This is a genomic window from Pseudomonas sp. GW822-FHT03F04, from assembly GCF_058801405.1.
On record NZ_JBXANF010000011.1, the window covers coordinates 39822 to 66799 of the forward strand.

Below are 26978 nucleotides of genomic sequence, written 5' to 3' on the forward strand. Positions count from 1 at the left end.
ATCACTGAATTGATCTGTTTTTCAGCGTCTTGCGAAACTGGTACGGGTTGTGCAAACGTTTGCGAGTCGCCGTTACTCACAATTTCGTTACAGAACCGTACAAGCCCGCTTTTTCGGGCCTTGATCCGCAAAAAGGACTTTGAATGCACGTTTCTTCCTGCCGCCGCCGTCGTGGTGCGCGCACCGTTGCTGTTTCCCTGCTACTGGCCGGCGTTACCGGAGTTCTCAGCCACACCGCGCTGGCGCAACCTGCCCTGCCCGAAGAATCTGCCCAGGGCGAAGCTCTCAGCCCCGAAGCCAGCCCGCCGAAAAAAGGCGCGTACCTGTCGGACTGGTACAACCAGGACCTGATGCTGATCGGCAGCAAGGACATCAGCTTCGGCCCGCAACCGGCCGACGATATCTATCTGGAATATGAGTACTTCGGGCGCAAGGGCCCGTTCGAGCTGTACGGCTACGTCGACATTCCGAAGATCTTCAACATCGGCAACAGCCACGACAAAGGCGTGTGGGATCACGGCTCGCCGGTGTTCATGGAACACGAACCGCGCATCTCCATCGACTACCTCGCCGGCCGCAGCCTGGCCATCGGGCCGTTCAAGGAATGGTACGTGGCGTTCGACTGGATCTACGACCACGGCAGCCGCAAAGAGAACCGCGCCAACACGCTGTACAGCGGTTTGGGTACCGACATCGACACCCACTCGCGGGTCAACCTGTCGGCCAATCTGTACGGGCGTTACCAGTGGGAAAACTACGGCGCCAGCAACGAATATTCGTGGGACGGCTACCGCGCGCAACTGAAGTACATCGTGCCGATCGACAAGTTCAGCAACGGTGCTTCGCTGACCTACATTGGTTTCACCAACTTCGATTTCGGCTCGGACCTGCACAAGGACAACCCGGCGCGCACCGCCAATGCCACGGTGGCGACCAACGTGTTGCTGTACTCGTTCACGCACCTGCGCTTCACCCTCGTCGGCCGTTACTTCCACAACGGCGGCAACTGGGAGGACGGCAGCGAGCTGAACTTCGGCGACGGCAACTTCCGCGCACGTTCCAACGGCTGGGGTTACTACGCCGGCATCGGTTATCAGTTCTGAATCCAGGAGCAATCATGAAAGCAATGACGCGAGTATCACTGGCCACCGCAGCCCTGCTCTCTTCCACCGCCTGGGCGGCCGAGGCACCGATTCAGCCGAAAGTCGTGCTGATCACCATGTTCGCCCCGGAAGCTCAGCACTGGATCGATCGTCTCGAACTCAAGCAGGAAATCCGCGTGCCGGGCCTGTCCGCCGAGTACCCGACCATCCGCTGCAACACGCAACAGGTGTGTCTGATGACCACCGGCATGGGTCAGACCAACGCCGCCGCCTCGACCCTGGCACTGGCGCTGTCGCCGAAATTCGACCTGCGCAAAAGCTACTTCCTGATCGCCGGGATTGCCGGCATCAGCCCCAAACACGGAACCATCGGCACCGCTGCCTGGGCGCATTATCTGGTCGAGTTCGGCACCCAGTGGGAACTGGATTCGCGCGATGCGCCATCGAGTTGGCCGACCGGTTACCTCGGCATCAACACTAAAGGCCCGAATGAAAAACCGCCGCTGGACTACAAGACCGAAGTCTTCGAACTCAACCCGAAACTACAGGCCAAGGCCTTCGCCCTGAGCCACAAGGTCGAACTGAGCGAGAGCAAGGAATCGGCGGCGTGGCGCCTGAAATACCCGGCAGCACCCGCCAACCAGCCGCCGGTGGTCACCCGGTGCGACACGCTGGCGGGCAACACTTGGTTCTCCGGCACACGCCTGAGCGAACGCGCCGAGGTCTGGACCAAATTGTTGACCGACAACAAAGGCGAATACTGCACCACCCAACAGGAAGACAACTCCACCTACGAAGCCCTGCTACGCGCCAGCCGCGAGGGCCTGGTGGACGTGCAGCGCCTGGCCGTGGTGCGCGCCGGCTCCGACTTCGACCGCCCGGTGCCGGGCGGCAGCGAAGTGGACAACCTGCTCAAGTACGCCGATCAGGGCGGATTTGTCCCGGCACTGGAAAACCTTTACCGCGCGGGCCATCCGCTGGTGCAGGACATCCTGAAGCACTGGTCGGCGTGGGAGAACGGCGTCCCTGAAGCCTGAGGATCAAGGCATCAGGATGATCTTGTCGCCACTGCCCTGATTCACATCGGCATAGCGCGCCAGTCCTTCGGCCAACGGCGCTTCGACAAGCCCTTGCGGCAGTGGCAGCAAGCCTTCGTCGAAGAACCGGCCGAACTGTTCGAGCATCGCCGCACAGGCTTCAACGCCGTACAGCAGGGAGTTGATGCCAACCACGGAACCGCCCTTGCGATACAGGGCCAGCGCCGGCAGTTGCACATGCCCGTCCACCGGCGCGGCGATGATCGCGATGCGCCCGAACGGGGCCAGCGCCGGCACCGAGGCCGGCAGCCAGAACCCGGTGGTGTCGAAGATCACGTCGGCGCCACCGCGGTACACCGCGTTGACCTGAGCGCCGAGCTCCTCGGGCTTGTCCAGTTGGATCGTCTGATAACCCTGCGCCTGCAAATCCTTGACCTGCTCCGGCCGCCGCGCCGCCGCCAGCAACTGCGCGCCGCGCACCTTGGCCAGCGCCAGTGCCGCCGTCGCCACCGCCCCGCCGCCGATCACCAGCAAACGGGTTTCAGCGCTGACCAGACTGCGCTCCAGCGCATCCCACGCTGTGGTGTAAGGCACACCGAGGCTGGCGGCCTGGGTGAAACTCAGGTGCGAAGGTTTGTGCGCCACGCCATTGGCCGGCAGTTTGACGAACTGCGCATGGGAGCCGTCGGCGAAAAAGCCCAGCTCACGCCCGGTGCCCCAAACCTCCTGACCAATCAGCGCCTGCGGCCCCTCGACCACCACACCGGCAAAGTCCCGCCCGGGAATACGCGGCAGCGTGGTGTAAGGGAAACGCCCGAGCACATTCTTCACGTCGCTGGGGTTCAGGCCCGCCGCCTTGATCTGCACCAGCACCTCGTCGCCCCCCGGCACCGGCGTCGGCACCTCGACGAAGCGCAGGGAAGACAAGTCGCCGGTTTTATCGAATTGCAGTGCTTTCATGAGTTGATCCACCGAATGAAAAAAGGAAATTCAGGACAGCCAGCCACTGACCAGTTGCCGGCCCATCGGCCACAACTGCTCGCCCGCCAGCATGCCCAACAGGCCGACCAGCGCGATGGCCGGTGGCGCCGGGGAACGGAAATCCAGCGCGCCATACAGCAGGCCGACGCCCAGACCGATGCCCAGGGAAATCAGGTAGTTCATGGGATCACTCCGCCACATAAAGGGAATGGGCAAAGTCTAGGGAAAGGCTGCGACCGGCACCGGCCAAGGACTTCTGAATTTCGGCCAAATCAGCCTGGAAGCTGCCCTGCACTGAACTGCGAAGGCGCGACACCCAACTCGCGGCGAAACATGTCGCTGAAACTGCTCGGCGAATAACCCAGCTCACGGGCAATCGCGCTGACCGGCACGCCCTGAATCAACTCCGCCACCGCCGTCGCCAACTGCACCTGCCGCCGCCACTCGGCGAAGCCCATGCCCAGGCCCTCCTTGAACAACCGCGCCAACGTTCGCACGCTGGCCCCGGCGTTTTCGGCGTGTTGTTCGAAAGGAATCTCCAGCGACGGCGCAGCCATCACCGCCTGACACAGACTCATCAGCCGCCGGTCGGCATCGTCCGGCAGCGGAATCTTCAACTGTGAACGCCTTGCGCGTCTCAGCTCCAGCAGCGCCAGCCCGACCAACGCTTCGTAATACTCGGCATCGCCGTTATCGCCCTGCTCCACCAGCCCGACAATCAACTCACGCAGCAAACCGCCGACCTCGATCACCTGCACCGTTTCATCCAGCGTCGCCGCCAGCGCCGGGCGCAGGTAGATATTGCGCATCTGCAAATCCGACACCACGCGAATCCCGTGCGGCACGCCCGGCGGCAACCAGACCGCCCGCTGCGGCGGCACCACCAACGCCTCGTGCGGAGTCTCGACCCACATCACGCCGCTCATCGCATACAGCAACTGCCCCCAGACATGCTCGTGCGGCTCGATGAACAACCCGCGCGGATACGTGCGGGCCAGCGGTTGCACCGGCACATCGGTATCACTCAGATCGGGGGGCGCGGCGAGGGCCATGGCGAACATTCATCGGGGTTGACGGAAACGCCATGGTAACCAGTCCGCCCCCTCGCTCGCCATTGATAGATACCGTCGGACAATCCGAGTGAATTTTCCCGGTGCGCGACGATCCTTCTATTACCACAGGGAGGAAGACGGGCTTTATGAACAACGCAAAACTGTTTGTCATCGAATACACCCTTCACGGCGCGCCGAAGTCGTTCATTATCCGCTCGGACAAAATGGACAACACCGAGGCGTGGCACTGGGCAAGCTGCGACGCCGGGGTGGGCCGCATCCCGCGTTTCGGTCGGGAAAAGGTGCAAAAGACCAGCAAACCCGCGGCGGAAAAATTCGGCGTGGAAAATGTCACGTGGCGACCGGCAAGCTAAGCTGTGGCGCAGGTGGGGACTAATTCGGGGGAACACACATGACGACCATCAGCAGCCCGGCGCACCTGGACTACAGCCTGGACACCGTATCCGGCCGAGTCACCAGAAGCATCGACTGCCCGGTTGGCCTGGAACCCGTCGAAAACGATCCCTACTGCTTCGCCCTGCGCGTCCCGGCCCCACAGCCGGAAGACCTCGAACAGGCCACAACCGTCGACGTCCGAGTCGAAGGCCGACGCCTGCAAGGCACCGTCCGCCACACCGAACGCCTGGACGACGACAGCCTGAAACTGGAAGTGGAGCCTGACTAGGCTCCACTTTTTCATACAGACGGTTATTTCGGGTGCGCGCACTGGCAACCCTTGCCAGAACACTCCTCGCCACTTTTGTGATGATGCGCGCAGGCCTCACAGCAATAATGCTTACCGTGCGCCACATAAGAATGCTCACCCTCCTTGATCGTGCAACGACATCCCGGACAATCGCATTTTCTATCTGCCATGGAACAGACTCCTTTGGTGGTGGTTGTCTGAGGCTGAAAGAACAAGCCGTGCTACCAGTGTAGAAGGTGAAAACCACCCAACAACCAAATCACTCACTCCCCCACCACTCACCACAATGAGCGTTAGCTCGAGTACCGCTTTTGACGCACAGGCCCGTCGGCAGGCTGAGTGGAGGGATTGGTCCGGGGGTGGGAGCGCAGCGACCGTGCGGCGAAGCCGCATGCATCGAGAGGAGGTGCAGCGAAGCAAACCGTAGGCGATGCCCCCGGATCAATCCCGGAGCGAAGGAACCCGAGCCACAGCGAGGGCCGTACGTCAGGGCACAGACCTTTTGGTTACTTTTGGGGCGTTTGCCAAAAGTGACCCGCCGTAAGGGCGGAACCCTAAGAAGCCGTTACCGCAGCAACGGATATGTACTCAATCAACCCCCCGCACGCTACTGCGATACATAAACACCAACGCCAACCCCAAACAAACCATCGCCAAAACCCGACTCGAAGACAGCTCAATCGCCGGATTCCCCAACCACCCAAAATTATCAATCAACATCCCCATCCCCAGTTGCCCGACAATCACCGCCACCGTCGCCACCGCAGTCCCCACCCGAGGCACCGCCCCCACCATCACCATCATATAAACCACCCCAAACAACGCCCCGCTCAACTGCCACTTCGGCACCTCCAACAAACTCACCGCCTGCGCAGGCTCAAAAAACAGAATCAACAACCCCGTCGAAACTGCCCCCACCACAAACGTCAACAAACTGCTGCGCAGAACGCCGACGGTTTCACCCAGACGCCCATTGATCGCCGCCTGCACACTCAACACCGCGCCAGCCAACACCACCACAGCCAACAAAATAACCAGACTCATCACTTCACCCCCGCGCAATCAAAACCAGTGCCGCCACAATCAACCCCAACGCCAGCCACCGCTCAGCATTGACCTTCTTGCGCGTAGCCCCAAACCAGCCGAAATGGTCAATCAGCACACTCTTGCCGACCTGCCCCGACAGAATCGCAATCATCGTCATCGCAATCCCGATATGCGGCGTCGCCAACGTCAGCACCACCACGTACATCGGCCCCAGAAACCCGCCGATCAACTGCCAGCGCGGCAGATCCGTCAGCGCCGGCCCCTTCTGCGGCCCCGCAAACAGCAACAGCAAAAACAGAATCGCCGACCCAACCCCGAAGATGCTCAAGGTCGCCCACAGGTGCCCGACCTGCTCACCCAGCGGCCCGAGCAACCCGGCCTCCACCGACAAGCCCATGCCAGCCAGAATCACCAACGGCAACAGCAACAAGCGCAAACCCGGCCGGGCGACAGGTGCCGGCGCAGCACTCACTTCATCAAACGACTGCATCTAAAAAACCTCTGAAGGACACGATGGCGCGGATTATCGGCTGGCGCAGCTGTGCGATAAATGGGAGCATCCGGACAACACTTTTGCGTAATTCGCACAGCAGGACACACGATGCACGGGCTCAACGAACTGGGATTCAAGGCGCTAAGGCTGTTTGTGGCCGTGCTCGACCACGGCAGTTTTTCCGAAGTCGCCCGCCGCGAGGGCGTGGCGCCCTCTTCGATTTCCCGGCAGATCCAGTTGATGGAGCAAGCGCTGAACCAGCAACTGCTTTATCGACACACCCGTGCAGTGACGCCGACCGAAGCCGGGCGCATGCTCGGCCACCACGCGCGGCTGGTGCTGGTACAGCTGGAAGAAGCCGAACAGGCGTTGCAGGAACAGCAAAGCGAACCGACCGGACTGGTGCGGATCAACGCCCCGGTGGTGTTCGGCCAGCGCCACTTGACGCCGTGGCTCGGCCGTTTGTGCGAGCGCTATCCGAAGCTGCAACTGGACATCCAGCAGACCGACCACTACATCGACCCGCTGCAGGAAGGTGCCGACCTGCTGTTCCGCATCGGCCCGCTGCACGACTCAAGCATGCAGGCGCGGATCCTGGCACCGCACCGGTTTCAGGTCGCGGCCAGCCCGGCGTATCTCAAGCGCTTCGGCACACCGCAGCATCCCGAAGACCTCGCCCGCCACCAGTGCCTGGCCTACAAGGGCGCGACCGGCCAGCAGCGCTGGTTTTTCCGTCAGGATCAGGGCGAGTGGACGCCGTATTCGGTCAAGGGCCCGATCACTGGCAACCACGCCGACACCCTGACCCAGGCCGCTGTGCAAGGGCTGGGGCTGGTGATGTTTCCGTCATGGCTGATCGGCGAGGCGGTGCGTGAGGGCACGCTGGTGCCGGTGTTGGGGGAGTTTCAGGTGTCGAACAGTGTCGAGCCGCAGCAGATTGCGGTGCTGTGGCCGGGGAGCCGGCGGTTGTCGGTGAAGGTGCGGACGGTCATCGACTTTTTCATCGAGTGTTTTGGCGAGGTGCCGTATTGGGACAGACCGTGAGGGTCTGTCCCAGCAACGCCATCAGATCCTGAACTGGCCGACCAGTTTGCCCAACCGCTGCCCCAAATCCGCCAGACTCCGCGAAGTCTGCGCCCCCAACTGGGTCTCATCCGCCACGTTATCCACCGCCACCGCAATCTGATGCACGCTACGGTTGATCTCTTCCGCCACCGCCGTCTGCTCTTCGGCAGCACTGGCGATCTGGGCGTTCATCGAGTTGATGGTCGCAATCAGATCCGCCATGGCGTCGAGCGACGCCCCCGCCTGATTGGCCTGGGCAGACGTGCCGTCACCCGCTTCACTGGAACGGCGCATCGCCTCGACCGCCGACTGCGTACCGGCCTGCAAGCGATCAATCATCCCCTGAATTTCCTGAGTGCTGATCTGCGTGCGTGAGGCCAGCGCCCGCACCTCGTCCGCCACCACCGCAAACCCACGCCCGGCCTCACCGGCCCGTGCTGCTTCAATCGCGGCGTTGAGTGCCAGCAGGTTGGTCTGTTCGGCGATCGAGCGGATCACCCCGAGCACGCCAACAATCGACGACACATCCTGCTGCAGACTGTCGAGGGACACGCCGCTGCTGCGGATGTCGTCCACCAGCGCATGAATCTGCTTGATGCTGCCGGCCACCACGCGTTTGGCGGTCTGGCCTTCTTCGTCGGTCTGCTGTGCAGCGACAGCGGCGTTCTGTGCGCTCTTGGCAACTTCCTGCGCGGCGGCGGACATTTCGTTGATCGCCGTCGCCACCTGATCGGTCTCGTGGCGCTGACGTTCCATGGCCTGATCGGAGCGCTGGGCCTGATCCGAGACCTGCGTCACCAGCCCGGTCAGTTGCGAAGTCATCTCGGTGATCTGCCGCACCAGACCGTGGATCTTGTCGACGAAACGGTTGAACGAGCCGGCCAGTTCACCGAGTTCGTCCTGGCTGGTGATGGTCAGGCGACGAGTCAGGTCGCCCTCACCCGCCGCGATGTCGTCGAGGTTGGCTTTCATCAGGGTCAGCGGCCGCAAAATGGTATTGGCCAGCACCAGCCCCGCCACCGCGATCACCAGCAACACGATCACCGCCACGCCGACGATGCTCAGCACCACGCCTTCCATTCGGTCCTGAACCTGGGCCTGAACCAGCGCGACTTGCGCCTCGATGCCGTCAAGGTTGACCGAGGTACCGAAAGCCATGTCCCACTTCGGCAGGTATTCGGTGTAACCGAGTTTCGGCACCAGCACCTGCGCGTTACCCGGCAGCGGCGAGCTGTATTGCAGGTAATGGGTGCCGTCCTTCGCGACTTTCACCAAGTCGCGGTTGACGTAGACGCCGTTCGGGTCGCGGTTGTCCTTGAAGCTTTTGCCCACGCCGTCGGGGTCGGTGGACTTGAACAGGCGCACGGTCTCGGAGTCGTAGCCGAAGAAGTAGCCGTCCTTGCCGTACTTGATGCTCGACAGCAGTTTGATCACCTGCGCCCGCGCGTCGGCGTCACCGGGGGCGGCAGCGTCGTACAGCGGTTTGATGGTGGTCATGGCCACGGCGACATAACTGGCCAGGGTGGCCTTGGCGTCGCCGAGCAGGCGTTCGCGGGTCTGTTCGACTTCCTTGTGCGCCTGCTCCTGGAGGATGAACAGCGTGGTCAGGCTGATCACCAGCGCAAAGAGCAAGACCGGAAGGACGGCAAGGGACAGGACTTTAGCCTTGAGACTCAGGCGCATGGGTGCTCACTCTTTTGGTTTTATTGGCGTGGTTAAAGGCGTTAACGGCACGCGAAAGCAAAAGTTGAGCTGGGTCTTAACCAGATCGTTACCACTCACTGAGCAGTAACGATCCGGTTTGGGGCTTACAAGACCATCGCGGCCATCCAGCCCGCCGCCAGCAACGGCAGGTTGTAGTGCAGGAAGGTCGGCACCACGGTGTCCCAGATGTGGTGATGCTGGCCGTCGATGTTCAGGCCGGAGGTCGGGCCGAGGGTCGAGTCCGAAGCTGGCGAACCGGTGTCGCCCAGAGCACCGGCCGTGCCGACGATGCAGACAATCGCCATCGGGCTGAAACCCAGCTGCACGCACAGCGGCACGAAAATCGCCGCCAGAATCGGCACTGTGGAAAACGACGAACCGATGCCGATGGTCACCATCAGCCCCACCAGCAGCATCAGCAGCGCGCCAATGGCCTTGCTGTGATCAATCTGCGCCGCCGCGCTTTCGACCAGTGTGCGCACCTCGCCGGTAGCCTTCAGCACTTCGGCAAACCCTGAGGCGGCGATCATGATGAAACCGATCATCGCCATCATCTTCATGCCTTCGGTGAACAGGCCGTCAGTCTCGCGCCACTTGACGATGCCCGACGCCGAGAAGATCAGGAACCCGGCCAGCGCCCCGATAATCATCGAATCCAGCAGCAACTGAATAATGAAGGCTGCGGCGATAGCCAGGCCGGCGATGCCGATCGTCATCGGGTTGTAGGCGACGCTGACCTGCTCCACCTGTTCGATCTTTTCCAGGTCGTAGACACGCTTCTTGCGGTAGCTGAAAAACACCGCCATCAACAGACCGAACACCATGCCCGCCGCCGGGATCGCCATCGCATGCATGACGTTGACCTGGCTGATGTCCACGCCGGCCTTGCTGACGTTGGCCAGCAGGATCTGGTTGAGGAAGATGTTGCCGAAGCCGACCGGAAACACCATGTACGGCGTGATCAGGCCGAAGGTCATGACGCAGGCGATCAGCCGGCGATCCAGTTGCAGCTTGGTCAGTACATATAGAAGCGGCGGCACCAGCAACGGAATGAACGCGATGTGGATCGGCAGGATGTTCTGCGAAGCAATCGCCACCACCCACAACAGACCGATCAGCAGCCATTTGACGCTGCCGCCCCCGGTCGCATGCTGACGGTCGACCATCGCCAGGGCCTTGTCGGCCAGCGCATGGGCCAGGCCGGACTTGGCAATCGCCACGGCGAAAGCACCGAGCAACGCGTAGGACAACGCCACCGTCGCACCGCCGCCCAGGCCACTGTTGAACGCCTTGAGCGTGGCGTCGATGCCCAGGCCGCCAGTCAGGCCACCGACCAGCGCACCGACGATCAACGCGATCACCACATGCACACGGGACAGGCTGAGGATCAGCATGACGCCGACCGCAGCAATCACTGCATTCATTTCACTACCTCAAAAACACGACGGTAAAGCCATTCACCGCCAGACAGGATGAGTCCGTCCGGCAAGCCACGAGGGTCGCCAGCGGATTTGCATAGAGGGTCTTATTAGAAGGGCGCGCACTGTGCCGCAGAGCGGGCGCAGTGTCAAAGCGACCGGTCGCGACACTGTGTAACTTTCCATGATCAAACTGCGAACGATGGCATATCCGCCACAACGTGCGTCAATTCGCCATATTGCATTTGCGCCATAAAGAAAGTCGAAACGCGGCCGTTACAGTGCAAAGTCTCAGATATTTATCGAATAAGGACGTCTCCATGTCGCTCAGACAACTTTCCATCCAATGGAAAATCACCCTGCTCGCCGGGCTCTGCCTGGCCGGTATCGTGACCCTGTTGGTGGGTCTTTCGCTGTATCGCATGGAGCACAGTTCTGAACTGGTGAAAGCTTCGAGCATGGAAATGCTCACCGAGTCGGCCCAGGCTCGCATCGAATCCCAGGGCGAAGTTCAGGCGGCAGGCATTCGCCAGCAGTTCATGGACGCCTATCAATATGGCCACGGTTTCTCGCGGCAGGTGCTGTTCCTGCGCGAACAGGCCGAGAAGCGCTTCCTCGATGCCTTCGACCTACGCGAAGACATGACCCGTCAGGTGAAATCGGCGCTGCAGGCCAACCCGGAATTGCTCGGCCTGTCGCTGGTGTTCGAAGCCAACGCGCTGGACGGCAAAGATGAACTGTTTGCCGGCCAGGCCGAACTGGGCAGCAACGACAAGGGCCGCTTCGCCCTGTACTGGTCGCAGCCGACCCCGGGCAAAGTGACCTCGATGGCGCTGCCGGAAAGCGACATGGCCGACACCAGCACCGGCCCCAGCGGCCAGGCCGCCAACGCCTGGTTCACCTGCCCGCGCACCACGCTCAAGCCGTGCGTGATCGAGCCGTACTTCTATGTGATCGACGGGCAAAACGTGCTGATGACCAGCATCGTGTTCCCGCTGATGGTCAACGGCAAAGTCATCGCCTCGCTGTCGGTGGACATCAACCTCAACAGCCTGCAAGCGATCAGCCAGGGCGCCAGCAAAAAGCTCTATGACGGCCAGACCGCCGTGAGCATCATCAGCCCTGCCGGCCTGCTCGCCGGTTACAGCCCGGACGCCAGCAAACTCAGCCAGCGCCTCGACGCCGTGGACACCACCAGCGGCGCTGAATTGCTGCGCCTGCTGGCCTCGAGCAAAACCGTCAGCAGCCTGCACAGCAATGCGCAATTGAAAGTGCTGTCGCCGTTCCAGCCGATTCCCGGTGGCCCGTCGTGGGGCGTGCTGCTCGATGTACCGGAGAAAGTCCTGGTCAGCCGCGCCGAAGCGCTCAAGCAGCAACTGGATGCCAGCAACACCTCCGGCACGCTGATCGAACTGAGCCTGGGCGTGCTCGCCGCGCTGGTCGGCCTGTTGTTGGTGTGGCTGATGGCACGCAGCGTGACCAAACCGATCCTTGGCGTGGCCCACATGCTGGAAGACATCGCCAGCGGCGAAGGCGACCTGACCCGTCGTCTGGCCTATGACAAGAAAGACGAACTCGGTCAGTTGGCCGGTTGGTTCAACCGGTTCCTCGACAAGCTGCAACCGATCATCGCCGAGGTGAAACGCTCGGTGCAGGACGCGCGCAACACTGCCGACCAGTCCTCGGCCATTGCCACCCAGACCAGCGCCGGCATGGAACAACAATACCGTCAGGTCGATCAGGTGGCCACCGCGTCCCACGAAATGAGCGCCACTGCCCAGGACGTGGCCCGCAGCGCCGCCCAAGCGGCCGAAGCGGCAAAAGATGCCGATCGCGCTACCCGTCAGGGCCTGACCGTGATCGACCGCACCACCGCCAGCATCGACCACCTCGCCGCCGACATGAGCGCCGCGATGATCCAGGTCGAAGGCCTGGCCGCCAACAGCGAGAAAATCGGCGCGGTGCTGGAAACCATCCGCGCCATCGCCGAGCAGACCAACCTGCTGGCGCTCAACGCTGCCATCGAAGCCGCCCGCGCCGGTGAGGCCGGTCGTGGCTTTGCGGTGGTCGCCGACGAAGTGCGCAACCTCGCCCGCCGCACCCAGGAATCGGTGGAAGAAACCCGCCAGGTGATCGAGCAACTGCAAAGCGGCACCCAGGACGTGGTCGGTTCGATGGGCAACAGCCATCGTCAGGCTCAGGGCAGCGTCGAACAGGTCGGCCAGGCCGTGACCGCACTGCGCCAGATCGGCGATGCGGTGACGGTGATCAGCGACATGAACCTGCAGATCGCCAGCGCCGCCGAAGAACAGAGCGCGGTGGCCGAAGAGATCAACAACAACGTGGCGACGATTCGTGATGTGACGGAATCGCTGTCGGGGCAGGCGAATGAATCGGCGCGGGTGAGTCAGTCGCTCAATAGCCTGGCGAATCAGCAGCAGAGTCTTATGGATCAGTTCCGGGTCTGACGCTAAAACCCGCTCACCACAGATCCCTGTGGGAGCGGGTTTAACGCCGAGGCAACTGAATCTCTACCTTCAACCCACCCCACTCACTTTCGCCAAGCACCAAAACCCCGCCCCACGTCTCGACAATATCCCGCACAATCCCCAGCCCCAACCCATGCCCATGGGTCTGCTCATCCAGCCGCGTCCCCCGACTGAACACCTGAGCCCGCTGCGCCTCGGGAATCCCCGGCCCGTCGTCTTCCACACTCAGCACAAAACCTTCCGCCGTCTCGACCACGCTCAGACGCACCTCGGCATCCGCCCATTTGCAGGCGTTGTCCAGCAGGTTGCCGAGCAATTCCAGCAAGTCTTCACGGTCCCACGGCAATTGCAGCCCGGTCGGCGCGACGTAGCTCAATGCCAGGTGTTCGCCGTGGATCATGTTCAACGTCGCCAGCAGCCCCGGCAGTTCCGCATCGCAATCGAACAGCGCCCCCGGCAACGCATCGCCGGAGAGTCGTGCACGATTGAGCTCGCGGTTAAGCCGTTGCTGCACCTGTTCCAGTTGTTCCTTGAGGATCTTGCGCAACTCAGGATGGGCATCGAGCTTTTCGTTCGAGGCCAGGCTCAGCAGCACCGCCAGCGGAGTTTTCAGCGCGTGCCCGAGGTTGCCCAAGGCATTGCGCGAACGCTTGAGGCTGTCTTCGGTGTGCGCCAGCAAATGGTTGATCTGCGCCACCAGCGGCTCCAGTTCCGCCGGCACCTGTTCATCGAGTTGTGAGCGTTGGCCCTGCTGCAACTGGGCGATTTGCTCGCGAGCCTTTTCCAGTGGTCGCAAGGCCCGGCGCACGGTCAGCCGTTGCAGGATCAGGATCAGCAACAACCCGGCCAGCCCGAGCCCCAACCCGACCTGACGCATGCGCTGGAAGCTCTCGCGCACAGGCGTGTAATCCTGGGCCACGCTGATCGAGATCGACTGGCCGAGCCGTTTGTAATCCGAGCGCAGCACCAGCAGTTGCTGACCGTCCGGCCCCAGTTGCAGGTTGCTGTGCAGTCCTGGTCGTTCCAGCAGCGGCAGTTCCTGATCCCACAACGAGCGGGAGCGCCAGTGACTCTCGGCGAAATCGATGCGGAAGTAATGCCCGGAAAACGGCCGCTGATAGGCCGGCGACAAGTGCCGCTCATCCAGCTGCAAGCCTTGCGGGCCGCGCACCAGCGCCACCAGCAGGCTCTCGCTGTCGTTACGCAGGCCGGCTTCGAGGTAACGCTGCAACCCCACTTCGAACAGCCACAGGCTGGTTTGCGCCAGCACCAGGCCGACGATCACCATGACGCTGATCAGACCCAGGCTCAAGCGGCGCTGGATCGATCTCACGAAGCTTGTCCGCCGAACAGATAACCCTGGCCGCGACGGGTTTCGATCACGCTTTTGCCGAGTTTGCGGCGCAGGTGGTTGACGTGGACTTCAAGCACGTTGGAGTCGCGCTCGGTTTCACCGTCGTAGAGGTGTTCGGCGAGGTGGCTTTTGGAAAGGATCTGCTCCGGGTGCAGCATGAAGTAGCGCAGCAGGCGGAACTCGGCGGCGGTCAGTTGAATATCGGCGCCGTCGCGCACGACGCACTGGCGGCCCTCGTCCAGATGCAGCCCCGCCGACTTGAGCGTCGGCTGGTTGGCCTGCCCCTTGGAGCGGCGCAGCAGCGACTGAATGCGCAAATGCAGTTCTTCCGGATGGAAGGGTTTGGTCAGGTAATCGTCGGCGCCGGCCTTCAGGCCTTCGATGCGCTCGGCCCAGGAATCCCGTGCAGTCAGGATCAGCACCGGCGTCGCCAGCCCGCCGGCGCGCCATTGCGCCAGCACTTCAAGGCCCGGCACACCCGGTAAGCCAAGGTCGAGAACGATCAGGTCGTACGGCTCGCTGCGGCCCTGATAAACCGCATCACGGCCGTCCGCCAGCCAGTCCACGGCGTAGCCCTGGCGTTGCAGGCCGGCGATCAGCTCATCGGCCAGAGGAACGTGGTCTTCCACCAGAAGCAAACGCATCGGTCAATCTTCCTTGTCTTTCAGTAAACGGCCGGTGGCGGCCTCGAGATGCAGCTCGCGTGTGACACCGTCGACGGTCAGCAACTCGACTTCGTAAATGTAGACGTCGTGTTTTTCTTCCAGCTCGACTTCCAGCAGTTTGGCGCCGGGGTAGCGATCCAGCGCGTTATGCAGCACTTGCTCCAGCGGCAGAATCACCCCCTGCTGACGCAGGCGCAGGGCTTCGTCCTGATTCAGGTCGCGAGCGAGCGGCGCCGAGCAGAACGCAACGAGCGCCAGGGCCATAAGGCCCGTGGCGCGCGTCGATGAATACGGCAAAAACAATTTCATTAAGTGTCCTGATGATCCTTGCGCAACAGCCCGTCGCTCGCGTCCAGTTCCATTTCCCATTCCACGCCTTGCGGATCTTTCAGCTCGATCTGGTACAGATAAAAGCCGTAGCGCTTTTCCAGTTCGATATCGATGACTGTCGAATCCGGATGGCGGGCCATGGCCGTGGCCTTGACGGTCTCAATCGGCACAATGGTACCAGCGTCGATCAGTTTTCGGGCTTCATCGGCAAGCAAGTCGCGGGTGTGGGCGAGGTTCGAGGTCAGGCCGTAGAACAGGAGCGCGATGAACAGGGTCGCGAGGATTTTCATGAGTGTCTCCTGATATCTGGTAGTGCTTCCTTGGCGGACACCTTAGCGATTCGAACTTAATTGAAACTGAACTGCCATCATCGAACCCGCTCCCGCAGGGCCGGCAACATGTGTTTATAATTCTTCGCTTGCTAACGATCGAGACCGGTATGACAGCCATCCACATCAAGTTCCCTGCCCTCACCCTCAAGGCTGGCCCACGTGCCATGGCGCGCATCCGCGCCCAGGGCCTGAACGCCGCCGACGTCGGCACGCTGCCCGGCGCTGCCGGTGGGCCGAAGGCGTTGGGGATTCAGGGGCTGGATCTGGCGCTGTTCGGCGAGTGGCTGCCGGCGGCTCCGCGCGAGCGCTCGCTGATCGGTGCGTCGGTGGGCTCCTGGCGCTTCGCCAGCGCCTGCCTGCCGGATGCCGCCGAAGGCATTCGTCGCCTCGGTCATCTGTACACCGAGCAGAACTTCAACAAAGGCGTGACCATCGGCGACGTCAGCCGCAGTTCGCAGCGCATGCTCGATGACCTGCTTGACGGTCGCGATGCGGTACTGCTCGACAACGCCCATTACCGCTTGAACATCATGGTGGTCAAAAGCCACGGGCGGCTGGCGGACGATCATCGCGGCCGGCTCGGGCTGGCGCTGGGTTCAGTGATCGCCGACAACCTGCGGGGCCGGGCGCGGCTGTCGCGGCACTTCGAACGGCTGATCATCCACGACCCGCGCCTGGCGCCGCCGGTGCATGCGCTGAATGACTTCCCGTCGCGTTTCGTCGCCCTCGATGCCGGGAACCTGCGCCAGGCGCTGCTCGCGTCCGGTTCGATCCCGATGGTCATGGAAGGCGTGCGCGACCTGCCGGGCGCCGGAGCCGGCACGTTCCGCGATGGCGGTCTGCTGGACTATCACCTCGACCTGCCCTACAACGGCGACGGCATCGTGCTCTATCCGCACTTCACCGACCGGGTGATTCCGGGCTGGTTCGACAAGACCCTGCCCTGGCGCAAAGCCTCGGTGGAACGCCTGCAGGACGTGCTGTTGCTCGCGCCGTCCAAGGAATACCTGGCGCGCCTGCCCTACGGCAAACTCCCCGACCGTAACGACTTCAAACGCTTCATGGGCGATGCACCGAGCCGGCAGAAATACTGGCGCGCGGCAATGGACGAGAGCCGCCGTCTGGGTGACGAGTTCCTTGAACTGACTGCCAATGGTCGCCTCGCCGAGCGCTTGCTGACCCTTTAGTCAGCACAGCCGGGAACAAGCTGATAAACTCGCCGCCTGCCCGAATTCGCTGCGGCGAACGCCATCTGAACAGAGCTGAAATCACTGTGGAAATCTTCAAGGAATTTACGTTCGAATCCGCCCACCGCCTGCCCCACGTACCGGACGGCCACAAGTGCGGACGCCTGCACGGTCACTCGTTCAAAGTGGCGATTCACCTGAGCGGCGACCTCGACCCGCACACTGGCTGGATCCGTGATTTCTCCGAGATCAAGGCGATTTTCAAGCCGCTGTACGAGCGTCTGGACCACAACTACCTGAACGATATTCCGGGCCTTGAGAACCCGACCAGCGAAGTGCTGGCCAAGTTCATCTGGAATGAATTGAAGCCCCTGCTGCCGGAACTCAGTGCGATCCGCATCCACGAGACCTGCACCAGCGGTTGCATCTATCGCGGCGAGTGAATCCGGCGACACCAAAAAACCACCGAGACCGGTGGTTTTTTTACGCCTATGCTTTTTGGCTCGAACCCGCCAAGAGGACAGGCCCATGACGGACTGGCTGCTGGATCAGGTCTTTGATTTCAACGGGCGACAGATTCGCCACGGGGTGCGCGGCGACGGCCCGCCGCTGGTGTTCGTGCACGGCACACCCTTCTCTTCCTACGTGTGGCACCGCATCGCGCCGCATTTTTTTGCCACGCATCGGGTGCACTACTTCGACCTGCTGGGCTACGGGCGGTCCGAACAACCGGACGCCGATGTCTCCCTGGGCGTGCAGAACGAATTGCTCGCGCAACTGCTGGATCACTGGGGTCTGCAACGCCCGGACGTGGTTGCCCACGACTTCGGCGGCGCCACCGCCCTGCGCGCGCATCTGCTCAATGGCAAGGATTACCGCACCCTGACGCTGATCGACCCGGTCGCGCTGACACCCTGGGGTTCGCCGTTCGTGCAGCACGTGCGCCAGCATGAAGCGGCGTTCAGCGGCCTGCCCGATTACATCCAGCGCGCCATCGTCCCGACCTATATTCGCGGGGCGATTCATCGTGACATTCCGGATGATGAACTGGCGCCCTACGTGCAGCCGTGGCTGGGTGATCCGGGGCAAGCGGCGTTCTACCGGCAGATCGCGCAGATGGACCAGCGCTACACACTGGAAACTCAGCCGCTGTACCCGACGATTCGCTGCCCGGTGCAGATTCTCTGGGGTGAGGAGGATCAGTGGATTCCCATCGAACGCGGCCGGGCCTTGCACCAGTTGATCCCCGGATCGCAGTTTCACCCGATCCCGAATGCCGGGCATCTGGTGCAAGAAGATGCACCTGAAGCCATCGTTGCCGCACTGCTGCGGTTCCTCTGATCGAATCCCATGACCTCGTGGGGGACGCCCTGCTCCCCCATGGTTCGGCACGGCGCCAAATGCACTGCTTTCGCGCCGATCATCCGTGTCTCGTCTATAAATACCCGCAACATCGCGTTGGCACGACCACTGCAACATCCCCCGCGTCCTCCCCTTTCCAGCAAGGAACGCCCCCATGACGCAGAACGATCCCGGCAACGATTACCCCCTCAGTGAAGTCCCGATGCATGCGCGCAAAGGCCTGGCCTCCACGGCGATGGTGCTGCTGGGATTCACCTTCTTCACCGCGACCATGTTTGCCGGCGGCAAGCTCGGTGTGGCATTCAACTTTGGTGAAATGCTCGCCGTCATCGTCATCGGCAACCTGCTGCTCGGCGTGTACGCCGCAGGCCTCGGTTACATCGCCTTCAAGAGCGGCCTGAATTCGGTGCTGATGGGACGTTTCTGTTTTGGCGAAGTCGGCAGCAAACTCAGCGACCTGATTCTCGGGTTCACCCAGATCGGCTGGTACGCCTGGGGCACTGCGACGGCGGCGGTGGTGCTCGGCAAGTATTTCGACCTGAACGAAGGCACGGTGCTGGGGCTGATGGTGCTGTTCGGCCTGGTGTTCTGCGCCACGGCGTATGTCGGTTATCGCGGACTGGAGATTCTGTCGTACATCGCGGTGCCGGCGATGATGTTGCTGCTGATGCTGTCGATGTGGGTCGCCACCATGAAAGTCGGCGGCCTCGATGGATTGCTCAGCGTCGTACCCAGCGGCTCGCTGGACTGGTCGACCGCTATCACACTGGTGTTCGGCACCTTCGTCAGCGGCGCGACCCAGGCCACCAACTGGACGCGTTTTTCCCGTTCGGCACGGGTCGCGGTGCTGGCCAGCCTCATTGGCTTTTTCATCGGCAACGGACTGATGGTGCTGATCGGCGCTTACGGCGCGATCGTCTATCAACAACCCGACGTGGTCGAAGTGTTGCTGTTGCAGGGCTTCGCCATGGCGGCGATGGCGATGCTCTTGCTGAACATCTGGAGCACCCAGGACAACACCATCTACAACTTCGCCGTCGCAGGTTGCAACCTGCTGCGCACCGGGCGCCGCAAGACCGTGACCCTGGTCGGTGCCGTGATCGGCACGGCGCTCGCGCTGCTGGGCATGTACGACATGCTGGTGCCTTATCTGATCCTGCTCGGCACGGTGATTCCGCCGATTGGCGGCGTGATCATGGCGGACTTTTTCTTCCGCTGGCGCGGTCAATATCCACGTCTTGCCGATGCGCGCCTGCCAGCGTTCAACTGGCCGGGACTGGCGGCCTACGCGGCCGGAACCGTCGCTGCCTTCGGCTCGCCGTGGGTCGCGCCGCTGGTCGGGATCGCCGTTGCCGCGTTAACGTATATCGCAGTGACCGGCCTGCTCGGCGCCCGCAACGCGGCCGCCCCTCTACAAGATCTATAAAAGGATTCGCCCGATGCACATCATCAACGCTCGACTGCGCAACCAGGAAGGTCTGCACGAATTGCACCTCGAAGATGGCCTGATCCGCAGCATCGCGCGCCAGACCGAAGCGCCGACCCTGGGCCCCGACGACCTCGACGCCGGCGGTAATCTGGTGGTGCCGCCCTTCGTCGAGCCGCACATTCACCTCGACGCCACCCTGACCGCCGGCGAGCCACGCTGGAACATGAGCGGCACGTTGTTCGAAGGCATCGAATGCTGGGGTGAGCGCAAGGTCACCATCACCCAGGAAGACACCAAGGCCCGGGCGAAAAAAACCATTCAGTCCCTGGCCGCCCATGGCATCCAGCACGTGCGCACCCACGTCGACGTCACCGACCCGCAACTCACCGCGCTCAAAGCGATGCTCGAAGTGCGCGAAGAAAGCCGTCACCTGATCGACCTGCAAATCGTCGCGTTCCCTCAGGAAGGCATCGAGTCGTTTCGCAATGGCCGCGAACTGATGGAAGAAGCGATCCGCATGGGCGCAGACGTGGTCGGCGGGATTCCGCATTTCGAATACACCCGCGATCAGGGCGTCAGCTCGGTGAAGTTTCTGATGGACCTGGCCGAGCGCACCGGTTGCCTGGTGGACGTGCACTGCGACGAAACCGACGACCCGCATTCGCGCTTCCTCGAAGTGCTGGCCGAAGAGGCCCGCAGCCGCGACATGGGCGCGCTCGTGACGGCCAGCCACACCACGGCGATGGGTTCCTACGACAACGCCTACTGCGCCAAACTGTTCCGCCTGCTCGGTCATTCGGGGATCAGTTTTGTTTCCTGCCCGACCGAAAGCATTCACCTGCAAGGCCGCTTCGACACCTTCCCGAAACGCCGTGGCGTGACCCGCGTCAACGAGCTGCTTGAAGCAGGCATGAACGTCTGCTTCGGTCAGGATTCGATCGTCGACCCGTGGTATCCGCTGGGCAACGGCAACATCCTGCGGGTACTCGAAGCCGGGCTGCACATCTGCCACATGCTCGGTTACCGCAACCTGCAAAGCGCACTGGATCTGGTCACCGACAACAGCGCCAAGGCCATGCACCTTGGTGAACGCTATGGTCTTGAACAGGGCCGCCCGGCGAACCTGCTGATCCTGTCGGCGGACAGCGATTACGAAGTGATCCGCAGCCAGGGCCTGCCGTTGTATTCGATCCGTGGCGGCAAAGTGTTGATGAAGCGGCAGATGCCGGTGGTGGAGTTCATCGAAGGCTGAGACGTGGTTATGAACCGGGCCGGCCTTATCGCAAAACGATAGAGCCGGCCTGTCAGATCTGACAGGCGACAACCGCAGCGAACCGGCTCACAGTGAAGTCCAAGGGATCCATCGTTCCCGGGGGGACGATCATGAAAGGGACTTCACCTTTTTGTCTGATGCGCAGTGCCGAACAGACGCACGCCGGTCAGTTCGCCGTCCTGCGACTCCAGTAAAATCGGCGCAGTCCCGCCCGGCATCACCACCTTCACTTCTCCCGCCGACACCCAGCCTGCCCGCCACGCCGCAGACGCCACCGCACTGGCGCTGGTGCCGGAGGACGCCGTTGGCCCTTCACCACGCTCGAACACCCGCGCAACGATGCGTTGATCGCCTGCGCGCATCGCCCATTGCAGATTGACCCCGGCCGGACACGGCTGGCCGGCGCCGACGGGTGTGGCGTAGGCGATTGCGGTCAGATTGTCCGTCAGTGGCGATTCAAGCATCTGCTCGTTGCTCGGTAATGCGGCTTCCTCCGACACCAGCGTCACGCAGTGGGGATTGCCGATGCGCACGAACTGGCTGTGCGCCCAGGCGGGATCGAGTTTTGCCAGTGGCTCGATGCGATTGACCTCAACACCATTGAAAGACACGGGTTCAACGCCGAGCGCACCGACGGCTGCCGGACCGAATCCGGGTTGCCCGAGATCCAGCCAGAAGCCCTGCACGCCCGCCACCTCAGCCGGTTTGACCGAAGTCGGCACGGGCGACGGCGCATCCTGTTTGTCGTGATGCACCTGCAGTGGTGCGCCCTCTTTCGGCATCAGCGCTTGTTCAAGCAGTGCCTGGGAGAAAATCGTCAAGCCGTTACCGCTGCGCTCGGCCAGCGTGCCGTCGGTGTTGACGATCAACAGATCGAAGGGCGGCGAGGATTGAAACGGGCCGATCAGCAAACCATCGCTGCGATGATGTTTGGCGCCAGCGGGACGAATCGCATCAGGCCATTGGCAAAAAGTCTCTATGGCCTGCCCGCTCCAGAGGGCTCTGGATAACGCCGCCTCTTGCGCGCTGGCTGGCAGATCGATACCCGCCTCACGCATCTGCCTCGGAGAAACCACGCCGTAGATATTGCCCCGTGCATCGTAGAACTGCGTCATGAACAGGCCCTTGAATTTTCGTCGCCCAAAGATGCCACTGTAAAACGTAATCCTTGCCTGGGGCGAGCCGGCTCGCTCCCACTGCCTCACTGTGCAAGGATGTCCACTGCTGAAACGTTTTTTGCCAAGGATTCCCATGACCAGCCTCACGCCCAAAGACACTTTCGTCCCCGGACGCCTGCAACAGATCTCCACGCGCATCGCCTTCTTCATCGCCGGGCTCGGCATCGCCGCGTGGGCGCCGCTGGTGCCGTATGCCAAGGCGCGGGCCGGGCTCGATGAAGGGACGCTGGGACTCTTGCTGCTGTGCCTGGGCGTGGGCTCGATTCTGGCGATGCCGCTGGCGGGGATTCTGGCCACGCGGTTCGGCTGTCGGCGTGTAGCCACCGGCGGCACTTTATTGATCTGCGCGGCATTGCCGTTGCTGGCAACGGTGTCGTCGATTCCGGCGTTGATCGCCACATTGTTCATGTTCGGCGCCGGGCTCGGCACAGTGGATTCGACAGTGAACCTGCAAGCAGTGATCGTCGAGCGGGCCAGCGGCAAGAACATGATGTCGGGGTTTCACGGTCTGTTCAGCCTCGGCGGGATCGTCGGTGCGGCAGGCGTCAGCGCCCTGCTCGGCCTTGGGTTGTCGCCATTGGCGGCGATGCTGGTGGTGGTCGTGTTGCTGATCGCGGCGCTGTTCAAGGCTGTGCCGCACATGTTGCCTTACGGCAGCGAAAGCTCGGGCCCGGCGTTCGCAGTGCCCCACGGGATCGTGCTGTTCATCGGCGGAATGTGCTTCATCGTGTTCCTCACCGAAGGCGCAGCGCTGGACTGGAGCGCGGTGTTTCTGGCGCAGGAACGCGGGATCGATACGGCATATGCAGGCCTGGGTTACGCAGCGTTTGCGCTGACGATGACGGCGGGCCGTTTGACCGGTGACCGGATCGTTCGCGCACTGGGCGCAACGCGGGTCATTCTGTTCGGCGGTTTGCTGGCAGCGGCGGGGTTGTTTCTGGCGACGTTCGCGCCGAGCTGGGAAGCCGCACTGGTCGGTTATGCACTGGTCGGCGCCGGCTGCTCGAACATTGTGCCGGTGCTGTACACGGCGGTGGGCAAGCAGACGGTGATGCCGGAAAGTATCGCGGTACCGGCGATCACGACGCTGGGTTATGCAGGCATTCTGGTGGGGCCGGCGGTGATCGGGTTTGTCGCCCATGCCAGCAGCCTGAGTTTCGCCTTCGGGTTGATGGCAGCGCTGCTGGTAGCGGTGGCAATTGGCGGGAAAGCGCTGAAGGTCTGAGCCAGCTCGTTCCCACGTAGCGTGGGAACGAGCCATACAGCGTCAGAATCCGACGCTGGCCTGCACGAAGAACGTACGCGGCGCGCCGACATACATCCCCGAGTTGTTGTCGCTGGAGCGGGTGAAGTACTGCTTGTCGAAGATGTTTTTCACCCCGGCGCCGAGTTTCAGGTTCGACAGCTGCGCACCGAAGTCATAGCCGCCGCGCACGTTCCAGGTCATGTAACCCGGAATGTCGCCGTACTGCCCGTCCGCCGTGCCTTCGGTGATGTAGTTGTTGCTGAAGCTGCCGTCGGCATTCACGCCGGTGCCCGGCGAGCGCTGTTTGGACTGGGCGAAACCGTCGATGTTGTAGGTCCAGCGGTTGATGTCGTAACGCAGGCCGACGGTCGCCACCTGGCGCGAGTAGAACGGCAGGTCGCGGCCCTTGAAGCCCGGGATCTCGCCTTCGTACGTGGCGCGGGTGTAGGTGAAACCGGCGTTGGCGGTCAGGCCATCGAGACGCGGATCCAGCGCAGCCATGTCGTAGTGCACCGAAGCCTCGATACCCTGGTGCTTGGTGGCGCCGAGGTTGGTCCAGCCCACGTCGTTGCTGATGTATTGCAGCTCGTCATCGAAGTCGATGTAGAACAGCGTCACTTCACCGCCCCACACGTCATCGTTGTAGCGCGTGCCGATCTCGTAGGTCTTGGCTTTCTCAGGCTCCAGACCGTTGGCCGTCTGGTCACCCGAGCCGCCCTGACCGAGCTGGAAATATTGCAGGCTGCCGAACGAGGTTTCGTAGTTGGCAAACAGCTTCCATGCATCCGACAGGTGATACATCACACTCAGTGCCGGCAACGGTTCGTTGCTCTCGATGCTGCGGTTTTTCTCCGGCACGCGTTTGCCGGCGGTGTCGAGCACGGCGCGGTCGTGCCAGTCGGTGCTGATGTGCTCGAAGCGAATGCCCGGGGTGATGGTCCAGTTGCCGACGTCGATCTTGTTGTCGACGTAGACCGAGTTGGCCTCGGTGCCACCGGTACGGTCCTGGAACACATGGCCGTCGGACGACGGGGTGACCACCGGCACATTGTTGACCAGCGCCAGACGGCTCGATTGCTCGTGCATCGCCTCTTTCAGGTAGCGATAACCGACGCTGACTTCCTGAGTGGTCGGGCCGACATCGAATACCCGCGAGACGCGTGGCTCGATGCCCAGCGTGTAGTAGGAACGCGGATACGAACTCAGGGTTTTCTGATCGCGGGCGGCGATGGTGCTGCCACGGAAGCTGTCGGTGTAATAGGTCAGCACTTCAGCCTGGGTGCGCTCGTCGATCTGGCGGATCCACTTGAACGACACGTCCTTGCGGCGGCCGCTGAAGTTGTCGTAGTCGCGCACCGAGTCATACGGTTTGTCGTCGTACTGCTTCTGCGTCAGGCCGCCGGGCATGTCGGCACTGGCGTCGTAGTAGTGGAAGTTGAGGCTGAAATCGTCCTGATCGGTCGGCGCCCAGTGGGTCTTGAGCAGCACGTCGTCGATGTCGTTGCCGTTGTTGCGCTCGCGGTAACCGTTGCCGTTGACCCCGGAGTACAACAGCGCCACGCCCATGCCGTTGTCGGCCGTGCCGCCGAGGAATGCGGTGTCGATGTGTTTCCAGCCGCCGTAGCGGGTGGTTTCCAGCGTGGTGCCGATTTCACCGGTGGCTTTTTCCGGGATGGCACGGGTCACGAAGTTGATCACCCCGCCGACGTTCTGTGGCCCATAACGCACGGAACCGGCGCCGCGCACGACGTCGATGCTGTCGAGGTTGCCGGAGGAAATCGGCGCCATCGACAGTTGTGGTTGACCGTACGGCGCGAACGCCGCCGGTACGCCGTCGATCAGCACGGTGGAGCGCGGCGACAGACGCGAAGTCAGGCCACGCACGCCGACGTTCAGCGAAATATCGCTGCCGCCGGTGCCGTTGGAGTCCTGCACCTGCACGCCCGGCACACGCTTGAGAACGTCGCTGACGTTCATCGCGCCCTGCTCGACCATCGCTTCGCGACGGATCACCGTCCGCGCGCCCGGGTGGTTCTGCACCACGGCGGCATCGGCGTCGCCGAGCCAGTCACCGACCACTTTGATGTCGGTCACGCCCAGTTCCAGCGGGCCATTGGCGGCTGCGGTCGGTGCCGGCGACAGGGTCACCGAGCCTTCATTGATCTGATAGTTCAGGCCGCTGCCTTGCAGCAACTGGCGCAGTGCGTCCTCCGGCGAGAGGTTGCCATCGACGGCCGGGGCCTGCTTGCCGGCCACCAGATCCGGGCTGAAAAACACCTGCAGCGAGGTTTGCTGACCCAGTTCGCTCAGCGCCTGGCCCAATGGCTGCGCGCGGATATGAATGGTGTCGGCCGCAAATGCCATCGGCATCGCAGCGTTGACCGCCAGCGCGAGCGCCAGCGGCAACCAAGGGGATTTTTTGTTGTTGGCAGTGGTGTTTTTCACGTCGTACGTAGTCCTGTGGATCGCAAGAGTGTGCGGCTGTTAATGCAAACCAGTTGCAGTTGAACAGGAAGACGACGAACTCGAAAAAAACCTGAATTTTATTTTGAAATTATTTCCTGGCTGCCGTCGGCGTGGGTGCGCACGGCCACCGGAAGGATATTCGGCAAGGCCTTGAGCAAGGCGTCAGTGTTGTCGGATTTGAACACACTGGTCAGGCGCAGACTGGCCACGGTCGGGTTGGCGACGGTCAGCGGCTTCTCGCGATAACGGGAAACCTCTTCGACGACTTCGCTGAGGCTGGCGTTGTTGAACACCAGTTTGCCGCTGCGCCACGCCGTCAGCTCCGCCGGGTTGACCGCATAGGCCTGGGCCACCACACCGTGGGCATCGACATGGGTGCCGAGGCCGGCCGTCAGGTTGATGAACTCGTTGTCCGGCGCATTGCGCCCCTGCACCTTGACGGTGCCCTGCTCCACCGCAACCCGGGTTTGCGTCACGTCGCGGCGCACATCGAAGCGGGTGCCGGTGACCGTGACCTTGCCACTGCCGGCCTCGACCACGAACGGGCGCGAGGTATCGTGCTCGACGCTGAACATCGCTTCGCCTTCGGTCAACTCGATGAGCCGCCGATCCTTCTCGAAACGTACCTGCAAGCGGCTGCGGCTGTTGAGGTCGATCACCGAGCCGTCCGGCAATGCCACATGGCGACGCTCGCCCAGCGCCGTGGCGAATTCGGCGCTGTAACCCGCCGGGTGATTCAAGCCACTGAACAGACCGAGCCCAAGCGCCACCGCGACCACGCTGGCCGCCACGGCATAACGCAACAAAGGACGGCGTTCGCGACGTGCAGGCGGGGTTTCACACAGGGCCTTGAGCCGTGGCGCCGGCAGCAGATCCGCCGCCGTCCACAGGCCTTGCAGCAACTGGAATTCGTCACGGTGCTGCGGATGTTCGTTCAGCCAGGCGTCGAAGCGCCGGTATTGTTCGGCATCGACGGCTGGTTCCTGCAAACGCACAAACCAGCGTGCCGCGTCATCGCGCACCGTTGTTTGCCCGCACGCGCAATCACGAGTATCCATCAT

The 26978-nt window shown here is 62.4% G+C and carries 27 protein-coding genes and 1 pseudogene; 13 read left to right on the forward strand and 15 right to left on the reverse strand.

Features of this window, described 5'->3' with window-relative positions; translation table 11 throughout:
* Nucleotides 1–143: 143 nt before the first annotated feature.
* Nucleotides 144–1103, forward strand: a complete 960-nt coding sequence (locus tag AC1RMX_RS23980; protein ID WP_096821989.1) for a nucleoside-specific channel-forming protein Tsx — start codon at nucleotides 144–146, stop codon at nucleotides 1101–1103.
* A gap of 14 nt (nucleotides 1104–1117) precedes the next feature.
* A complete protein-coding gene (locus tag AC1RMX_RS23985) occupies nucleotides 1118–2140 on the forward strand; it encodes a purine-nucleoside phosphorylase (protein WP_493073179.1) in 1023 nt (340 codons plus the stop codon).
* Nucleotides 2141–2143: 3 nt separating this feature from the next.
* Here AC1RMX_RS23985 and AC1RMX_RS23990 read toward each other — a convergent pair whose 3' ends face one another.
* The 3 genes from AC1RMX_RS23990 to AC1RMX_RS24000 all read right to left on the reverse strand — a co-directional run bounded on the left by AC1RMX_RS23990 (nucleotide 2144) and on the right by AC1RMX_RS24000 (nucleotide 4173).
* Complete coding sequence (locus tag AC1RMX_RS23990; protein ID WP_493073180.1) at nucleotides 2144–3100, reverse strand: quinone oxidoreductase family protein; 957 nt, start codon at nucleotides 3098–3100, stop codon at nucleotides 2144–2146.
* 30 nt (nucleotides 3101–3130) lie between these two features.
* Nucleotides 3131–3304: a DUF1427 family protein gene (locus AC1RMX_RS23995; RefSeq protein WP_085733565.1), complete on the reverse strand. Its 174-nt coding sequence runs from the start codon at nucleotides 3302–3304 to the stop codon at nucleotides 3131–3133.
* A gap of 89 nt (nucleotides 3305–3393) precedes the next feature.
* Complete coding sequence (locus AC1RMX_RS24000) at nucleotides 3394–4173, reverse strand: AraC family transcriptional regulator (protein WP_493066560.1); 780 nt, start codon at nucleotides 4171–4173, stop codon at nucleotides 3394–3396.
* A gap of 146 nt (nucleotides 4174–4319) precedes the next feature.
* Here AC1RMX_RS24000 and AC1RMX_RS24005 point away from each other — a divergent pair, with 146 nt between their 5' ends.
* Together AC1RMX_RS24005 and AC1RMX_RS24010 are read left to right on the forward strand one after the other, a co-directional pair.
* Nucleotides 4320–4547, forward strand: a complete 228-nt coding sequence (locus AC1RMX_RS24005) for a DUF6555 family protein (RefSeq protein ID WP_096821993.1) — start codon at nucleotides 4320–4322, stop codon at nucleotides 4545–4547.
* A gap of 38 nt (nucleotides 4548–4585) precedes the next feature.
* Nucleotides 4586–4858, forward strand: a complete 273-nt coding sequence (locus tag AC1RMX_RS24010) for a hypothetical protein (RefSeq protein WP_493073182.1) — start codon at nucleotides 4586–4588, stop codon at nucleotides 4856–4858.
* A gap of 23 nt (nucleotides 4859–4881) precedes the next feature.
* Here AC1RMX_RS24010 and AC1RMX_RS24015 read toward each other — a convergent pair whose 3' ends face one another.
* The 3 genes from AC1RMX_RS24015 to AC1RMX_RS24025 form a co-directional block, all read right to left on the reverse strand.
* A complete protein-coding gene (locus tag AC1RMX_RS24015; RefSeq protein WP_074689145.1) occupies nucleotides 4882–5049 on the reverse strand; it encodes a metallothionein in 168 nt (55 codons plus the stop codon).
* 418 nt (nucleotides 5050–5467) lie between these two features.
* Nucleotides 5468–5923, reverse strand: coding sequence for a DMT family transporter (locus tag AC1RMX_RS24020; RefSeq protein ID WP_096822119.1), 456 nt, complete (start codon nucleotides 5921–5923; stop codon nucleotides 5468–5470).
* Nucleotides 5924–5927: 4 nt separating this feature from the next.
* Nucleotides 5928–6416: a DMT family transporter gene (locus AC1RMX_RS24025; RefSeq protein ID WP_039770247.1), complete on the reverse strand. Its 489-nt coding sequence runs from the start codon at nucleotides 6414–6416 to the stop codon at nucleotides 5928–5930.
* A 111-nt stretch (nucleotides 6417–6527) separates the two neighbouring features.
* Between AC1RMX_RS24025 and AC1RMX_RS24030 the strand changes: the two genes are divergently transcribed.
* Entirely contained in the window at nucleotides 6528–7463 is a 936-nt protein-coding gene (locus AC1RMX_RS24030; RefSeq protein ID WP_192558512.1) for a LysR family transcriptional regulator, read from the forward strand.
* A gap of 21 nt (nucleotides 7464–7484) precedes the next feature.
* Here the strand turns inward: AC1RMX_RS24030 and ctpM are convergent, their stop codons facing one another.
* Together ctpM and AC1RMX_RS24040 are read right to left on the reverse strand one after the other, a co-directional pair.
* On the reverse strand, nucleotides 7485–9167 hold the full coding sequence (ctpM, locus tag AC1RMX_RS24035) for a methyl-accepting chemotaxis protein CtpM (protein ID WP_192558513.1): 1683 nt from the start codon (nucleotides 9165–9167) through the stop codon (nucleotides 7485–7487).
* A gap of 125 nt (nucleotides 9168–9292) precedes the next feature.
* Nucleotides 9293–10612 (reverse strand): Na+/H+ antiporter family protein, encoded by a 1320-nt coding sequence (locus tag AC1RMX_RS24040; protein WP_096821997.1) that lies wholly within the window; start codon nucleotides 10610–10612, stop codon nucleotides 9293–9295.
* Nucleotides 10613–12069: 1457 nt separating this feature from the next.
* Between AC1RMX_RS24040 and AC1RMX_RS24045 the strand changes: the two are divergent.
* Nucleotides 12070–12216: pseudogene (locus AC1RMX_RS24045) on the forward strand (HAMP domain-containing protein); the annotation flags it as partial.
* Nucleotides 12217–12318: 102 nt separating this feature from the next.
* Nucleotides 12319–13074 carry a methyl-accepting chemotaxis protein gene (locus AC1RMX_RS24050; RefSeq protein ID WP_404943238.1) on the forward strand — a complete coding sequence of 252 codons (756 nt, stop codon included), beginning with the start codon at nucleotides 12319–12321 and terminating at the stop codon, nucleotides 13072–13074.
* A gap of 40 nt (nucleotides 13075–13114) precedes the next feature.
* Here AC1RMX_RS24050 and AC1RMX_RS24055 read toward each other — a convergent pair whose 3' ends face one another.
* The 4 genes from AC1RMX_RS24055 to AC1RMX_RS24070 are packed head-to-tail and all read right to left on the reverse strand — an operon-like array spanning nucleotide 13115 to nucleotide 15734.
* Nucleotides 13115–14428 carry a sensor histidine kinase gene (locus AC1RMX_RS24055; protein WP_493073183.1) on the reverse strand — a complete coding sequence of 438 codons (1314 nt, stop codon included), beginning with the start codon at nucleotides 14426–14428 and terminating at the stop codon, nucleotides 13115–13117.
* On the reverse strand, nucleotides 14425–15093 hold the full coding sequence (locus AC1RMX_RS24060) for a response regulator transcription factor (protein ID WP_096822000.1): 669 nt from the start codon (nucleotides 15091–15093) through the stop codon (nucleotides 14425–14427). The genes AC1RMX_RS24055 and AC1RMX_RS24060 overlap by 4 nt, the downstream gene beginning before the upstream one ends.
* Nucleotides 15094–15096: 3 nt before the next feature.
* Nucleotides 15097–15423: a PepSY domain-containing protein gene (locus AC1RMX_RS24065; RefSeq protein WP_096822001.1), complete on the reverse strand. Its 327-nt coding sequence runs from the start codon at nucleotides 15421–15423 to the stop codon at nucleotides 15097–15099.
* Complete coding sequence (locus tag AC1RMX_RS24070; RefSeq protein ID WP_096822002.1) at nucleotides 15423–15734, reverse strand: PepSY domain-containing protein; 312 nt, start codon at nucleotides 15732–15734, stop codon at nucleotides 15423–15425. Before AC1RMX_RS24070 ends, AC1RMX_RS24065 begins: the two co-directional genes overlap by 1 nt.
* A gap of 149 nt (nucleotides 15735–15883) precedes the next feature.
* Here AC1RMX_RS24070 and AC1RMX_RS24075 point away from each other — a divergent pair, with 149 nt between their 5' ends.
* From AC1RMX_RS24075 to codA, 5 genes are all read left to right on the forward strand, one after another.
* Nucleotides 15884–16963, forward strand: a complete 1080-nt coding sequence (locus tag AC1RMX_RS24075) for a patatin-like phospholipase family protein (protein WP_493073184.1) — start codon at nucleotides 15884–15886, stop codon at nucleotides 16961–16963.
* 86 nt (nucleotides 16964–17049) lie between these two features.
* Nucleotides 17050–17406, forward strand: coding sequence for a 6-carboxytetrahydropterin synthase QueD (gene queD / locus AC1RMX_RS24080; protein WP_007955941.1), 357 nt, complete (start codon nucleotides 17050–17052; stop codon nucleotides 17404–17406).
* Between the two features lie 85 nt (nucleotides 17407–17491).
* Nucleotides 17492–18304, forward strand: coding sequence for an alpha/beta fold hydrolase (locus AC1RMX_RS24085; RefSeq protein ID WP_493073186.1), 813 nt, complete (start codon nucleotides 17492–17494; stop codon nucleotides 18302–18304).
* A gap of 175 nt (nucleotides 18305–18479) precedes the next feature.
* Nucleotides 18480–19751 carry a cytosine permease gene (gene codB, locus AC1RMX_RS24090; RefSeq protein WP_493073187.1) on the forward strand — a complete coding sequence of 424 codons (1272 nt, stop codon included), beginning with the start codon at nucleotides 18480–18482 and terminating at the stop codon, nucleotides 19749–19751.
* Nucleotides 19752–19764: 13 nt separating this feature from the next.
* On the forward strand, nucleotides 19765–21006 hold the full coding sequence (gene codA / locus AC1RMX_RS24095) for a cytosine deaminase (protein WP_493073188.1): 1242 nt from the start codon (nucleotides 19765–19767) through the stop codon (nucleotides 21004–21006).
* A 143-nt stretch (nucleotides 21007–21149) separates the two neighbouring features.
* Here codA and AC1RMX_RS24100 read toward each other — a convergent pair whose 3' ends face one another.
* Nucleotides 21150–22142, reverse strand: a complete 993-nt coding sequence (locus tag AC1RMX_RS24100) for a diaminopimelate epimerase (protein WP_493073189.1) — start codon at nucleotides 22140–22142, stop codon at nucleotides 21150–21152.
* A 136-nt stretch (nucleotides 22143–22278) separates the two neighbouring features.
* Here AC1RMX_RS24100 and AC1RMX_RS24105 point away from each other — a divergent pair, with 136 nt between their 5' ends.
* Nucleotides 22279–23430, forward strand: coding sequence for an MFS transporter (locus AC1RMX_RS24105; protein WP_493073191.1), 1152 nt, complete (start codon nucleotides 22279–22281; stop codon nucleotides 23428–23430).
* Between the two features lie 42 nt (nucleotides 23431–23472).
* Here the strand turns inward: AC1RMX_RS24105 and AC1RMX_RS24110 are convergent, their stop codons facing one another.
* Together AC1RMX_RS24110 and AC1RMX_RS24115 are read right to left on the reverse strand one after the other, a co-directional pair.
* Complete coding sequence (locus AC1RMX_RS24110; RefSeq protein ID WP_493073192.1) at nucleotides 23473–25896, reverse strand: TonB-dependent siderophore receptor; 2424 nt, start codon at nucleotides 25894–25896, stop codon at nucleotides 23473–23475.
* Between the two features lie 98 nt (nucleotides 25897–25994).
* Nucleotides 25995–26978 carry a FecR family protein gene (locus AC1RMX_RS24115; RefSeq protein ID WP_493073193.1) on the reverse strand — a complete coding sequence of 328 codons (984 nt, stop codon included), beginning with the start codon at nucleotides 26976–26978 and terminating at the stop codon, nucleotides 25995–25997.

Excerpts from the sequence above, each read along its gene's own strand:
- AC1RMX_RS23980 (WP_096821989.1), top strand. The coding sequence starts at position 144 with ATGCACGTTTCTTCCTGCCGCCGCCGTCGTGGTGCGCGCACCGTTGCT.
- AC1RMX_RS23985 (WP_493073179.1), top strand. The coding sequence starts at position 1,118 with ATGAAAGCAATGACGCGAGTATCACTGGCCACCGCAGCCCTGCTCTCT.
- AC1RMX_RS23990 (WP_493073180.1), bottom strand. The coding sequence starts at position 3,100 with ATGAAAGCACTGCAATTCGATAAAACCGGCGACTTGTCTTCCCTGCGC.
- AC1RMX_RS23995 (WP_085733565.1), bottom strand. The coding sequence starts at position 3,304 with ATGAACTACCTGATTTCCCTGGGCATCGGTCTGGGCGTCGGCCTGCTG.
- AC1RMX_RS24000 (WP_493066560.1), bottom strand. The coding sequence starts at position 4,173 with ATGGCCCTCGCCGCGCCCCCCGATCTGAGTGATACCGATGTGCCGGTG.
- AC1RMX_RS24005 (WP_096821993.1), top strand. The coding sequence starts at position 4,320 with ATGAACAACGCAAAACTGTTTGTCATCGAATACACCCTTCACGGCGCG.
- AC1RMX_RS24010 (WP_493073182.1), top strand. The coding sequence starts at position 4,586 with ATGACGACCATCAGCAGCCCGGCGCACCTGGACTACAGCCTGGACACC.
- AC1RMX_RS24015 (WP_074689145.1), bottom strand. The coding sequence starts at position 5,049 with ATGGCAGATAGAAAATGCGATTGTCCGGGATGTCGTTGCACGATCAAG.
- AC1RMX_RS24020 (WP_096822119.1), bottom strand. The coding sequence starts at position 5,923 with ATGAGTCTGGTTATTTTGTTGGCTGTGGTGGTGTTGGCTGGCGCGGTG.
- AC1RMX_RS24025 (WP_039770247.1), bottom strand. The coding sequence starts at position 6,416 with ATGCAGTCGTTTGATGAAGTGAGTGCTGCGCCGGCACCTGTCGCCCGG.
- AC1RMX_RS24030 (WP_192558512.1), top strand. The coding sequence starts at position 6,528 with ATGCACGGGCTCAACGAACTGGGATTCAAGGCGCTAAGGCTGTTTGTG.
- ctpM (WP_192558513.1), bottom strand. The coding sequence starts at position 9,167 with ATGCGCCTGAGTCTCAAGGCTAAAGTCCTGTCCCTTGCCGTCCTTCCG.
- AC1RMX_RS24040 (WP_096821997.1), bottom strand. The coding sequence starts at position 10,612 with ATGAATGCAGTGATTGCTGCGGTCGGCGTCATGCTGATCCTCAGCCTG.
- AC1RMX_RS24050 (WP_404943238.1), top strand. The coding sequence starts at position 12,319 with ATGGAACAACAATACCGTCAGGTCGATCAGGTGGCCACCGCGTCCCAC.
- AC1RMX_RS24060 (WP_096822000.1), bottom strand. The coding sequence starts at position 15,093 with ATGCGTTTGCTTCTGGTGGAAGACCACGTTCCTCTGGCCGATGAGCTG.
- AC1RMX_RS24065 (WP_096822001.1), bottom strand. The coding sequence starts at position 15,423 with ATGAAATTGTTTTTGCCGTATTCATCGACGCGCGCCACGGGCCTTATG.
- AC1RMX_RS24070 (WP_096822002.1), bottom strand. The coding sequence starts at position 15,734 with ATGAAAATCCTCGCGACCCTGTTCATCGCGCTCCTGTTCTACGGCCTG.
- AC1RMX_RS24075 (WP_493073184.1), top strand. The coding sequence starts at position 15,884 with ATGACAGCCATCCACATCAAGTTCCCTGCCCTCACCCTCAAGGCTGGC.
- AC1RMX_RS24085 (WP_493073186.1), top strand. The coding sequence starts at position 17,492 with ATGACGGACTGGCTGCTGGATCAGGTCTTTGATTTCAACGGGCGACAG.
- codB (WP_493073187.1), top strand. The coding sequence starts at position 18,480 with ATGACGCAGAACGATCCCGGCAACGATTACCCCCTCAGTGAAGTCCCG.
- codA (WP_493073188.1), top strand. The coding sequence starts at position 19,765 with ATGCACATCATCAACGCTCGACTGCGCAACCAGGAAGGTCTGCACGAA.
- AC1RMX_RS24100 (WP_493073189.1), bottom strand. The coding sequence starts at position 22,142 with ATGACGCAGTTCTACGATGCACGGGGCAATATCTACGGCGTGGTTTCT.
- AC1RMX_RS24105 (WP_493073191.1), top strand. The coding sequence starts at position 22,279 with ATGACCAGCCTCACGCCCAAAGACACTTTCGTCCCCGGACGCCTGCAA.
- AC1RMX_RS24115 (WP_493073193.1), bottom strand. The coding sequence starts at position 26,978 with ATGATGGATACTCGTGATTGCGCGTGCGGGCAAACAACGGTGCGCGAT.